14 protein-coding genes are annotated in these 12,567 nt (G+C 46.9%); all 14 read left to right on the top strand.

Going from position 1 to position 12,567, the window contains the following annotated elements; genetic code table 11:
- Window positions 1-31: 31 nt before the first annotated feature.
- Window positions 32-427: a Fur family transcriptional regulator gene (locus tag M3629_RS22035; RefSeq protein WP_251510334.1), complete on the top strand. Its 396-nt coding sequence runs from the start codon at window positions 32-34 to the stop codon at window positions 425-427.
- On the top strand, window positions 403-1,215 hold the full coding sequence (locus tag M3629_RS22030; protein WP_251510332.1) for a winged helix-turn-helix transcriptional regulator: 813 nt from the start codon (window positions 403-405) through the stop codon (window positions 1,213-1,215). Before M3629_RS22035 ends, M3629_RS22030 begins: the two co-directional genes overlap by 25 nt.
- 5 nt (window positions 1,216-1,220) lie before the next feature.
- Window positions 1,221-1,577, top strand: coding sequence for a hypothetical protein (locus M3629_RS22025; protein WP_251510331.1), 357 nt, complete (start codon window positions 1,221-1,223; stop codon window positions 1,575-1,577).
- Between the two features lie 348 nt (window positions 1,578-1,925).
- Complete coding sequence (locus tag M3629_RS22020) at window positions 1,926-3,377, top strand: catalase (RefSeq protein ID WP_251510329.1); 1,452 nt, start codon at window positions 1,926-1,928, stop codon at window positions 3,375-3,377.
- A gap of 251 nt (window positions 3,378-3,628) precedes the next feature.
- Window positions 3,629-4,045, top strand: coding sequence for a BlaI/MecI/CopY family transcriptional regulator (locus M3629_RS22015; protein WP_090924139.1), 417 nt, complete (start codon window positions 3,629-3,631; stop codon window positions 4,043-4,045).
- 1 nt (window position 4,046) lies between these two features.
- Window positions 4,047-4,907 carry a M56 family metallopeptidase gene (locus M3629_RS22010; protein ID WP_251510327.1) on the top strand — a complete coding sequence of 287 codons (861 nt, stop codon included), beginning with the start codon at window positions 4,047-4,049 and terminating at the stop codon, window positions 4,905-4,907.
- 64 nt (window positions 4,908-4,971) lie between these two features.
- Window positions 4,972-5,394 (top strand): DoxX family protein, encoded by a 423-nt coding sequence (locus M3629_RS22005; RefSeq protein ID WP_154890356.1) that lies wholly within the window; start codon window positions 4,972-4,974, stop codon window positions 5,392-5,394.
- Between the two features lie 320 nt (window positions 5,395-5,714).
- On the top strand, window positions 5,715-6,416 hold the full coding sequence (locus M3629_RS22000; RefSeq protein WP_251510325.1) for a pirin family protein: 702 nt from the start codon (window positions 5,715-5,717) through the stop codon (window positions 6,414-6,416).
- A gap of 46 nt (window positions 6,417-6,462) precedes the next feature.
- Window positions 6,463-6,801: a hypothetical protein gene (locus M3629_RS21995; protein ID WP_251510323.1), complete on the top strand. Its 339-nt coding sequence runs from the start codon at window positions 6,463-6,465 to the stop codon at window positions 6,799-6,801.
- A 213-nt stretch (window positions 6,802-7,014) separates the two neighbouring features.
- Window positions 7,015-8,613 carry a spore germination protein gene (locus tag M3629_RS21990; protein ID WP_251510322.1) on the top strand — a complete coding sequence of 533 codons (1,599 nt, stop codon included), beginning with the start codon at window positions 7,015-7,017 and terminating at the stop codon, window positions 8,611-8,613.
- Between the two features lie 4 nt (window positions 8,614-8,617).
- Complete coding sequence (locus M3629_RS21985) at window positions 8,618-9,817, top strand: Ger(x)C family spore germination protein (protein WP_186812327.1); 1,200 nt, start codon at window positions 8,618-8,620, stop codon at window positions 9,815-9,817.
- A complete protein-coding gene (locus tag M3629_RS21980) occupies window positions 9,810-10,031 on the top strand; it encodes a hypothetical protein (protein WP_154984463.1) in 222 nt (73 codons plus the stop codon). Before M3629_RS21985 ends, M3629_RS21980 begins: the two co-directional genes overlap by 8 nt.
- A gap of 49 nt (window positions 10,032-10,080) precedes the next feature.
- Window positions 10,081-11,349, top strand: coding sequence for a GerAB/ArcD/ProY family transporter (locus M3629_RS21975; protein WP_251510320.1), 1,269 nt, complete (start codon window positions 10,081-10,083; stop codon window positions 11,347-11,349).
- Between the two features lie 130 nt (window positions 11,350-11,479).
- Window positions 11,480-12,310, top strand: coding sequence for a uroporphyrinogen-III synthase (locus M3629_RS21970; RefSeq protein WP_154984465.1), 831 nt, complete (start codon window positions 11,480-11,482; stop codon window positions 12,308-12,310).
- Window positions 12,311-12,567 lie beyond the last annotated feature (257 nt).

Here is a 12,567-nt window from a genome sequence, read left to right as displayed (position 1 = left end):
TTGAGAAACAGTATAAAAAGGGGACTTGGTTGTGAAAACGTTAAATCTGACAATACAACGGCAAGCGGTGTATGATGTCGTACGTAAATCAGAAGACCACCCTACGGCTGCCGATGTAATGAATCGGCTTGTAGAACAGGGGTACAATCTGGCTTATGGCACTGTATACAATTCTCTTCGCTATCTAACAGACAAAGAGCTCATCAGGGAGCTAAAACTTGGCGAAACAGCAAGCCGATATGACGCCCGGATGGATGATCACCAGCATATTATGTGTGAAGTATGCGGTAAAGTGGACGAGGTGATGACAGAAGTTCCTCCACAATGGATGAAGCAGGTAGCGGCAGAAACCGGTTATACAATAGATCATGCACATGTGGTATTTGGAGGTGTCTGCGGGGAATGCAAAACCAAACGGGTCAAGTAAAAGTGAAATGGTCGGGCCGGCGTTTGCCGCTTCGGGTCAAACCGGCGCTGGCAAATTCAGCGACGGCGCCTCTCGTGGACAACTGCCCGATAACTAGACGTGTCATTCTGATCAGCCCGATGCCGGGTCAAGTGCATGAACTGGTGAAGGCTCTCACAGATAGCTGTTTTGACGTACTTGTGTTCCACCGCTGGGAACCGGATCTCCATGAACGCCTTGTTTTTGATCTACTGATCTATGATCTCTCGGTTGCCGGAACGATTGATGCATTTACGGGAATCCACAGCCGGTTGAACCGCGAGGCCGAACATACGACACCTTGTCTCTACCTGGTCGGCGAGAAGATGATTGGAAGTGCAAGCGGACCGATGCTTCAGGAGGAATTGCTTGTATGGCCTGCACGCCCGCAGGAGGCGCTATACCGGGTACAACGCATGATTGGCAGCAGTCCTGTGATGCCCAAGCGAGCTTTTTTACCTGAAGAGGGACAGCGAATCGGATTCAAAGACTTGGTGCTGGATCGGGAACGCATGAGCGTTCAACGTGATCAGGATCGCATTCACTTGACCAAGACGGAGTATGATCTGCTGCTCAAGCTGATTGATGCCAAAGGTGCGGTCATCTCGCGCGAAGAGATGCTTAGTGATATCTGGGAGACTGATTTTACAGGTGGAAGCAATGTGGTGGATGTGCATATCAAAAGCTTGCGCAAAAAATTGGGCGATAATGCCTCTTCGCCGCAATATATCGTTACGGTAAGAGGCGTGGGCTATCGATTGGCGGATTAGATAATATGAGAAAAATAGTGGTCGATGGGAGCACTTATTGGTGGAGCTACAGAACGGCTAGAGACATCTACTGCAGATCCAAGCTGACGATTATTACGGAAAATAAAGACAAAAAATATATCATTAAATTTGTAACCAGAGATACACCCATTTCCGGCAGTCCTTTAAATGAAGGATTACGGATGAAGAAAGAGGGTGTAACATACGCTGTTAATTTGAACCAGCCCAAGTTTGTCGCCGAAGTTCTGCAGTGCATACTTGAGATGGAATTAAATAAGAGCGGGAAGAACGTTCAGGAGTTAGATGGTAATGGCTTATTATCCCGCATGGGGTATGAGGATCTTACAGGACTGATGATCTAAAGACATAATGAGTTCAGTAAAATGAGCTAGATGAGCGGTCATCACTGAGATGCTGATTATGCTAATTAAGATGAAATATGGCGTGGATCGTTGAATAAACGGTCTGCGCTTTTTTATGTTTCGTTGATATATGAAGCCTGTTTCGCTCTCTTCATAATTGGTTCATCTTTAGCGTAACAACCTCATCTGAACCTCATACGAACCTCATGCAGTAGATAGATGGGACATGTTAGAATGATTTTAAAAGTTAGATCAAGTCTAAATGTATATTTTAGCGAACAACGAATATGATTGGAATTAGTAGATAGATACAGCAGACATGAGACCTATTATAAGGAGGACGACAGGATGACAGATCGTTTGACAACAAACCAGGGAGCACCGGTAGGAGATAACCAGAATTCGCGCACGGCAGGTAGAAGAGGACCAACCTTGTTGGAGGATTACCACCTGATCGAAAAAATTGCCCATTTTGACCGTGAGCGTATCCCAGAACGGGTTGTGCATGCAAGAGGTGCAGGGGCACACGGGGTGTTCAAGCTGGAGCAGAGCATGAAGGCATATACGGCAGCTGATTTCCTGCAAGAGCCAGGCACAGAAACCGATGTGCTTGTACGGTTTTCTACCGTTATTCATGGTACAGGTTCTCCGGAGACCGCGCGTGACCCTCGCGGGTTCGCTGTTAAATTTTATACACGTGAAGGAAACTACGACATTGTGGGTAACCATCTGCCTGTTTTCTTTATTCGTGATGCCATTAAATTTCCGGATATGGTGCATTCTCTCAAACCGGCTCCAGATACCAACATTCAAGATCCGGCTCGATATTGGGATTTTATGACCCTCTCTCCGGAATCAACTCATATGATGACTTGGCTGTTCTCTGATCTGGGAACGCCTGCGAGTTACCGGGAGATGGATGGTTTCGGGGTACACGCATTTAAATGGATTAATGCCCAAGGCAAAGTTCACTATGTAAAATACAAATGGGAATCGGTTCAAGGGGTTCGTGCTTTCTCACGTCAGGAAGCTGCTGAAGTTCAGGGTCAGGATTTCAACCATGCAACACGTGATCTGCATGAGCATATCAAGAATGGTGATTTTCCCCAGTGGAAGCTGCAAGTACAGTTGCTGAAGCCGGAGCAGATGGATGATTTCTCTTTTGATCCGCTCGACCCAACGAAAACATGGCCTGAGGATGTACTGCCGTTCCAGACGGTAGGGACCATGACATTGAATCGTAATCCTCAGAATTTCTTCGCGGAAGTGGAACAGGCCGCATTTTCACCAAGTGCCGTTGTGCCAGGCATTGAGCCCTCTGAGGATAAATTGTTGCAGGGTCGTCTCTTTTCTTACCCGGATACACAGCGGCACCGTCTTGGAACTAATTATCTCCAAATTCCAGTGAACTGCCCGTATGCACCTGTCCGCAATCATCAGCGTGATGGGCTCATGAACGTAAATCAAGACCCATCTCCCGTAAACTATGAGCCTAGCAGCTCAGGTAACAGTCCACAGGAAGATCCGGCTTATCGGGAAACTCAGGTTCCATTACAGGGGCATGTCACACGAGAAAAGATTGAAAAAACAGATGATTACACGCAGGCAGGGGAACTGTTCCGTTCCTTCACACCTGAAGAACAGAAACATCTGCTGGATAACTTGACGAATGATCTCAAATCCGTACCGGCAGATATCCAGATGAGAGCATTATGCCACTTCTTCCGGGCTGACGGACAGCTGGGTGGACGACTGGCTCATGGCTTGGGTGTAGATATCTCTGGGCATATGCCAAAATAAAGTGAGATTATCTGTCGACGCGGGAACTTCCCGCATCTCGCACAAGCGAATAGCTGGTCTTTATGCCAGCTTGGAAAGGTCATGATACGAACCGGGTATGACTGCAATTTTGCAGAATTGCCCGGTTTTCTTATGTACTTTTATACACAAATGAAAAACATTTTTACAAATCATTTACATAAAATACCTGACATAGAGGTTGACTTCTCATTTCTGGACACTACAATGGGTAGTGTGAGGGGTGTCAGAATATGAGAATACTCAATTTTAAAGTGGGCGAGCGAGGACTGAATCGTTTTTTTGGACCACTTGAGGCCAAGATTATGGAAGTATTGTGGGCTCGTCCCGGCAGCAGCATCCGTGAAGTACAGACGGCACTGGAACAAGACAAAGACGTAAATTTCAATACGGTTATGACTGTGATGAATCGGTTGGTGGATAAGGGATTACTCGGCAAAACACAGAAGGGCCGCACATCGCTGTACCGGCCGGTACAAAGCAGGGAGGACTTTATGAACGATCAATCCAAGGAACTGTCCCAGGAATTGGTGGACGAATTCGGGACACTGGCAGTGAATCACATGCTGGATGCGTTAGATGAAGCCGATGAAGGCTTGATTGAACGGCTCGAAATGAAGATTAAGCAATGGAAAAAGGATAACGATTAAGATGTGGAAGACCCGTTCCAAGATTTTGTTCACCGTCGGGTTGGGTATTCCGGTACTCGTGCTCATGCAGATGTTCATGTATGCGATGTATAAAATATTTGGATGGGACATCCGGTTGAATCTGCTATGGCTATGCAATCACTGGATGAGTCGTATGGGGTGGATGTCTGTAGGTCAGTTCCTGTTGCTTCTGGTTTTGCTGACTTTTGCTGGTACAAGCTGGATGATGATTAGACGAATTATCCAGACGCGTGCCGCAGTAACCAAGCTCCGCTCCATGGAGATTCGCGCTTGGTCGGAAGAATTGACTGCAAGATACAGACATCTTAAGAAACCCCGATTTCTTGTTGTGGGGAAACCTTCTCCGGTTGCGTTTACCATTGGACTGTGGCGACCTTGTATTGTGCTTTCCACTGGCCTGCTCCGTATGCTGGATTCGGATGAAGAGAAGGCTGTCGTGTATCATGAGGTTCACCATTTGTGGCACCGAGATCCACTGAAAACAACGCTGCTCTCGGTATTTGCTACGATGATGCCGTATATTCCTGTGCTGAAGCATACGTCACAGCAATATCGCATCGTCAGAGAGATTTTAGCAGATAACGAAGCGATTGAACGTACGGGGAATGCCGCAGGTATTGGCAGTGCGCTCTTGAAAATGCTTCGGACATGCACACCATCTGGGGAGGGAAGAGCGATGACAATTCAGTCCTCATTTGCCGATACGTCTGTAAATGTGCGTATTTCCCGTCTGCTCGACCCTGAACGTGATGTTACACTGCGCTTACCGCGATATGCCATTCTAATCTCTGTAACGGTGTTTCTGCTGCTGACTGTTCTGTTTGTATGGTCGATCGGATAGAAAACGACCATGAACCAAGCAATCCATCCGGACTAAAATTATGAATGAAATGGGGAGATGTATGATGAATAACAAAACCATTGAAATTGGACTTTTTTTCTCAAGGATTATGATTGGTCTCATTTTTCTATTACATGGCTGGAGTAAATTCGAGGGTGGAATAAGCGGTACGGTTGGTTTCTTTGAAAGTATAGGGATTCCCGGTTTTATGGCGTCTGTTGTTGCTGTCATTGAACTGGCAGGTGGTGCGGCCATGATCCTGGGTCTGGGTACACGTGTATTTGCCTTGCTGTTCATCGCGGTTATGGTCGGCGCACTGTTCACAGCCAAGGCGGGGCAACCGTTTTTGATGGGAACAGAGTTCGATTACATGCTGATGGCAGGATCATTGACTCTTCTCCTGACTGGCAGCCGCTTTTTGGCGCTGGATTATCTGTTTAACCGGCAAGGAGCTACACGTCAGAACAGCCAAAATGTGAGTGCCTGATCTGCATTAGGGACGGAAGCGACATAACAGGATGAGTATAATCAAAGCATAATATAACGATTCATAGAAAAGTGTAACGGAAAGTGTTAAAGCGCAGGAATACGCCTGCGGCCAAGCTCTTTGCTTGCCAGTCCGACGAGGTAACGGTGGTTGCCGGATCGAGCTGACAGGTAAAGAGCTTTTTGGTTTGAATGAAGGAGCGTCACTTTTTGGCTTGGACGTATTACCTTAACATTTGATATAATGAGAATAAGTATGCTACTAAGAAAAAATAAGGAGATTATACACGAATATTAACCACTATGAGGAGGTTCAGCGATATGATTAAGGTTATTCCATCCGAAGCACGTTCCAGCTTTGACCGTGGCTGGTTGCGGGGCAGTCACAGCTTTTCCTTTGGGGAGTACCAGGACCCGGACAACACTGCTTTTGGACCCATGCGGGTAGCCAATGATGATGTCATCGCACCAGGTCGCGGCTTTGGGGCACATCCACACAGTGATATGGAGATTGTATCCATCGTGCTGAATGGCAAGCTGAGACATGAAGATAGTTTGGGCAATGTTGCCGTAACAGGCTTTGGTAGCATTCAGCGCATGTCAGCAGGAAGCGGCGTCATTCATACAGAGCATAATGCCTCAGATACCGAGGAAGTAAGACTTCTCCAGCTGTGGTTTATGCCACATACGAAAGGGTTACAGCCATCCTACGAAACGACTTCGTATGATATAACTGCTCTGGAAGGCGCTCTTGTGCCTGTAGCATCATCCGATGGTGGGCCGCGGGTTGCCACGGTTCATCAAGACATGACGATTTACCTTGGTCGGTTATCCAAGGGCAAGACGCTTGATTTTGAACAGAACGAAGGTCGCCGCATGTACATTTTCTCCATTGAGGGCAAGCTTGGCCTGCAGAATGAACATGTGCTCCATACAGGAGATACCGCACGCGTGGAGCAGACTTCTTCCATGAAGCTGGAAGGGCATGAGGATACGTTTTATATGTTGATTGATCTGCCTTAATAAGAATAAGAACTCCCACTCCAAGATCAAAGGAGGAACGTTACGTATGGCACAGCAGGAATGGTTTATGGTAAAACATGGGGTCACCGGGCGTGGGCTGGCGAACAGCAAGACGGATGCAGCCTTGTCTTATCGCTTTCAGCAGGAAGGAACAGGTTACCTGTTCACTGTAACGGGACTTGATGAGCAGACGGCCTTGAAGATTATTGAGCTGAGACAGGAATTAAACGTATTCCGTTTCGTACAGCGCAAAGACCGTCCTCTGACAAAGCACTGGTATTATGTTGACGGCGACCGCGTAAAATATGACAGCGAGCGGCATACACTCACCATCTATGCCAAGTCGGAAATTCAATATATACCTGATGATTATTTTGCTGACTAACCGAACAGAGATAAGTGTATGATCTAAGCTTGTTATTCTGTTCATGGTGTAAGTTATTGATTTAACACGTATGGTTCAGTTTTCAAGTTGATCGTTTCGATCATCGTTAAGTCTTCCTTCACGGAAGGCTTTTTTTTGTAAAAAAGACCACATAATTCTCGGCTTTCTGGCACAAGCTACCTTGTATAAAAAACAAGAATGGAGGGGCGGCTTATGTCAGATAAATCATCAAAAGGTAGCGAAAAGTCCAAGACTTCAGCATCAACGACTGACAGTAGCAAATATGTACCCTTGGGACTGCCGTCCCCACCTATTCTGAAACAACCGATCAGTGCCATTCATACCAATCAAATTCAGGCGTTAAAGGAAATCTTCTCGAACTCTTCGGATGTCGTGTTCCGCAACGTTATGATCACACCGGAGATTCAGGGGCTTCTCGTGTATGTCGAAGGGATTGTGAATTCGGCCGATATTCAGGAGCATATGCTACGCCCGCTTATTCGAGGGCTGATCCAGCAACGGACTGACGAGCCGGATGTGCCGATAGATGATACACGAATTGAATTAACACAGGTCAAGCGAGTTCAGACCTGGGCTGCTGCGACCGAGGGTGTGCTTGCCTCATCGGCGTTACTGGTTATGGACGGAGAAGCCGAAGCATGGTTATTCAACGTAAAAGGCGGAGTGCGGAGAGGTGTAGAGGAGCCGCAGACGGAGTCCGTCATCCGGGGGCCGCGTGAAGGATTTACCGAGACGCTACGTATGAACACGGCTTTGCTTCGTTTTAAGCTGAAGACACCTGCACTCAAAATGGTGAGTATGACACTGGGCTCCGATACCAAAACCGATGTTGTTCTCGTCTATCTGGAGGGAGTCGCCGATCCTCAATTGATTCAGGATGTCAAAAAACGTCTGGAGAAGATTGAAATCGACGGTATTCTGGAGAGCGGTTATATCGAGGAACTTATCGAGGATAACCCGAATTCCCCGTTTCCACAGATGCACTATTCGGAGCGCCCGGATACAGTTGCCGCGAATCTGCTGGAAGGTCGGTTCTCCATCATGGTAGATGGCACACCGTTTGCATTGATTGCTCCCGTGACGATGTGGCAGATGTTACAGGCTAGTGAGGATTATTATGAGCGGTTCTTCATTACCAATTTGATTCGTTGGATCCGCTTTTTGTTTGTGTTTATTGCTTTGTTCCTGCCAGCATTGTATATCGCGATTACGACCTTTCATCAGGACATGCTTCCAACCACACTGATTCTCAGCATTGCCGGTGCCCGTGAAGCCATCCCTTTCCCGGCACTTATTGAAGCGCTCATTATGGAATTATCCTTTGAAGCGCTACGGGAGGCAGGGGTCAGGTTACCCAAAACGGTGGGGCAAGCGGTCAGTATTCTCGGTGCCCTTGTGATTGGTCAAGCAGCGGTACAGGCAGGTATTGTGTCTGCCCCAATGGTTATTATCGTATCGATGACGGGGATTGCATCCTTCACCATTCCGCGCTTCAACTTTGCCATTACCGTAAGGCTGTTACGGTTTCCGATCATGCTTCTGGCAGGCATGCTGGGATTATACGGCATCGTGATTGGTCTGGTGCTCATCTCCGTACATCTGACACAGATGACGTCTTTTGGTGTGCCGTATCTATCCGGAGTAAGTCCATATAACAAAAAGGATACCAAAGATATTCTGGTCCGGGTACCTTGGTGGAAAATGATCAATCGCCCTTCAACTGTGCATCGGGATCGTAAACGTATGACCAGAGATATTAATGGTTCACCCGAAGCAGAGGAAGGATGGTGATTCCATGCGGTTTCTTATAAAATATAGGGCTGTCATTTCATTGATCCTGTGCACTTCTCTGCTTGCAGGTTGCTGGGATCGCGAAGAGATTAATGATGTCGCCTTTGTCATCGGTATTGCTGTGGATAAAGAAGGTGATGAATACCGTTCCAGTCTCCAGATTGCCCTTCCTGGACAATCTGGAGCTTCGGGAAGTGAAGGGGGTGGGGGCGGCACAAACGGTGACAAGCCATGGTTTATCCTCTCCAACACGGATCGAACTTTACGTGGGACAACGCTTCAGGGTCAGAAGTCACTCTCTCGCCGAATTTATTATGCTCATCGCCGCACCATTCTTATTGGAGAAGAACTGGCACGGGAGGGGGTTGCCCCGATGCTTGACCTATTCACTAGATTCCCGCTAAACCGATTATCGGCAATGCCTGTTGTCACCAGAGGCGAAGCACATAAAGTTATAGACACGGATGCACCCATTGAGAAGTTCCCTTCCGAGATGGTTCGGGAATTATGTTTTCTTAACATGAGGAATCCAAGATCCCTTAAAACATTCATAGACTCGATTCTGGATGAAGGAGTGGACCCTTTTCTACCTATCGCATCCGTTTCAGACAATGTACCACAGGATTGGAAGGGCGCCATAACCAATATCAAACTGGACGGCTTGGCTATTTTCAAAAAAGACAAGTTGGTGGGCATGATGGACAAGGCTCCGGCCGATGCATTAATTCTTGCCATGGGTGAAGCTAATGAACCCGAAGTCATGATTAAAGCTCCGCGCGGCAAAGGAGATATGTTTATCAAGTTAAACGAGAACAATTCCTCCCTTCATCCCAAGATTGTGAATGGCAAAGTGAGTGTGACCATTCAGATGTATGCCAAAGGAGTGCTTGTGGACAATGAATCGGATTATGGTGACAGGCGCGAGAAGGAAATTTTAAATCTGAATGAAGCCGTGCACCGGAAGATCAAAGAGGATATTGAGGAAGGTGTAAGGCTGGTTCAGAAGAAATTCAAAGCAGACATTCTCGGCATCGGCCGTTCCATCCATAGGCAGTTACCCAAGGAGTGGGACAAGATTAAAGATCGCTGGGAGGTACTTTATCCGGATGTTCAGGTAAGTGTGGAACCGCATGTCATTATTGAGAATGTCGGTATTGTCAATAAACCGATTGGAGTTGTAGAGGAGGATATCATACATGATTAAACCGCTGCTGTACACCTATCTGGCAATGGTGATCGGGGTGCTGATTATGGATTTCAGGCATCTGAAACAAGCGGCACCCATTAATCGCTGGTTGTCTTATGGAATGATAGCGCTTGGAATAGGCATCTGGTTCTATGTTACAACGTTGAACAAAACCGTATTTGTATCGGTATGGATGAGTCATGTTATTCAACGTCTACTGCCCATGCCTTGATGATATGGCATCTTGATATGTAAGAAACAGAGACGGAAGGAGGTACAGGATGATTCAGAAGGTAACGCACAGGCAAATGGTCTTGATGCTTATGCTGCTTAGTATTACGGGGACACTATTGCAACCTCATGCACAAGCCATTTATTATGCAGAACAGCATGCCTATCTTTGTTACATACCGGTGGTTCTGATTATGTTTGCATCAATGTGGATGCTCAGCCGTGTCCAGCGGCGTTTTCCGGACAAGGATCTATTTGAATCGTTAGTGACACGATTTCCCTTTCTGGGAAGATTGGCCGGATTGATGTACATCGCGTTTTTTTTCTTTGTATTCGCGAGAGATATTCGGCTAACAGGGGATTATGTGAGTATCACATTGCTGGAAACAACTCCGATCTCGATTATCGTGCTCTCTCTGCTTGTCATGGCTATATTTATCGTGCGGGGAGGACTAGGCTCCCTGATTGGCATGGTGGAGTTATATGTAGCGCTTTTTTTGTTAAACTCCATCATTGTGCCGTTTATGCTAATTCAGCAGATCAATATGGATAACCTGAAGCCCTATTTCGATGTTGACCTGGCGGGTGTGGGCAGGGGGAGCTGGTATCTCTTTTCGTTTTATGGAGAGATGATTTTTCTGCCCTTTATCGTAAGGGGAAGTGATTTTCGAGTAAAGTCCATCGTTACAGGCAACATCGTCACGGGACTGCTTATGATGCTTATTGTAATAGAAACGATCACCTCCATCGGTGTACCCATTGCTTCAAGACTTGTATATCCATCGTATGAGCTGGCAAGACAGCTGCAGATTAGTGACTTTCTAGATCGATTCGATCTGGCGCTTGCGGCAGCAACTTTGCCTTGTATTATTACAAAGATTGCGTTTGACCTGTATTTAGTGTGCTGGGGGTTGAAACGCATGATTCCCAAAGTGTCTGGTAAAGTACTGACCGGACCCATTGCGTTGCTGGGTTTTGTATGTGCGTTCTGGTTTTTCCGCAATGCGATCCAACTGAATCGATTTACACGGGAATGGACATGGGTTGCCATTGTATTTGAGGTGCTGTTTCCAATCGTATTCTTTCTATTTCTTCGTCCGCGCAAAAAGGAGGCTGGGCATGCACCGAACTCTGAATCGGGAGAGAGGGCCTCGAGAGGCAAACAGCAGGAAGGTGAACAGAAGCAGGAGCAGGCATCTGGTGAATCAGATCAAACTGAAGGGAAGTCAGAAGAAAAGTCTGGTGATAAGTCAGCGGAAAAGTCCATAGAGAAGAAAGGTAAAACATCACATGGCGGCGGTAATCTGCAGCCTTCCTGATGAAAATCATAAAAAATTGTTATAGCTTGAGAGCCTGGAAAGCAGGCAAGCATGGTTTCCCTCCGCAGAAGTACCCTGTATACTGTAGTCAGATTGATGAACTTTCGGCTTAATAACGGGGGGAACATGAATGGCTCAACATTTGGCAGGGGTACGTGTGGCATTAACCGGACCGAGAAAGTCCAAAGAGATGTCTCTATTGGTAGAGAAAATGGGCGGAATCCCGCTTGTGCGTCCAGCACAAGGCACGGTGTTTCTGGATGATCGTAACATTCGGGATGGACTGGTCTCCTGGATTTCTGATCCGCCGGATTGGGCAGTGTTTACGACGGGTATGGGACTGGATGCTTTGTTCGACATGGCTGAGGACATGGATGTAGCCGGACAACTTCGGAATGTCTTGGCTGAATCGTGTATTGCAGCGCGAGGGTACAAAACGGTAAATGCGTTAAAAAAGCTGAAGCTAACACCTCTGGTACGAGATGATGACGGCAGTACAGACGGACTGATTCGTGAATTTGGCTCGCATGATCTTACAGGCAAAAAGGTGATGTTACAGCTGCATGGGGAAACGGCTCCCAAGCTGGTTCGATGGTTAGAAGAACAAGAAGCTGTTGTGCGGCAGGTATTGCCGTATCGTCACGTACCGCCAGAAGAGACAGAGCTGGAGCAACTGCTGAACGAAGTAATTCAGCATAAGTTAGATGCAGTGGCCTTTACAAGTGGGCCGCAGGTTCGGTTTTTGACGGAATATGCGACATCTCAAGGTAAGCTGGAGGAGATGCTGACAGCCTTCAAAGAAGGGGTAGTCCCAGCCTCTGTTGGTAAAGTTACGGCGAATGCGATGCGTGAGGAAGGTATTGAAGCGCTGGTTGTACCAGACGAAGAGAAGATGGGAGCGCTCATCGTTGAACTGGGACGTTATTTTGCCGCGAATCCGGTGGGTGTCCGGGAAGATTAATAAAGAGAGCATTCACAGGGAAAGAGTAGCTGTATGAAGAATAGCAGACGCAATTCGTATACAGAGGAGTATTAAGTTTAGAAGGAATCACATCAGTTATATGGATGGATATATAAAGGTTCTGATCCGTTATTAAAATGTACCCTATAAGATGGACACTTAAAAAAGGTCATCTTGTAGGGTCTTTTTTGTGTACAATGAATAAAAAACGAGCGGTGGTCAAGCAAATGTCAAAAAAACACTTTACATTGCAAGAG

Origin of the sequence: Paenibacillus polysaccharolyticus (assembly GCF_023714295.1) — a bacterium.
Classification (GTDB): Bacteria; Bacillota; Bacilli; order Paenibacillales; family Paenibacillaceae; genus Paenibacillus; species Paenibacillus polysaccharolyticus_A.
The sequence above is the reverse complement of the archived record's forward strand: the minus strand, read 5'-3'. Positions and strand labels throughout refer to the sequence as shown.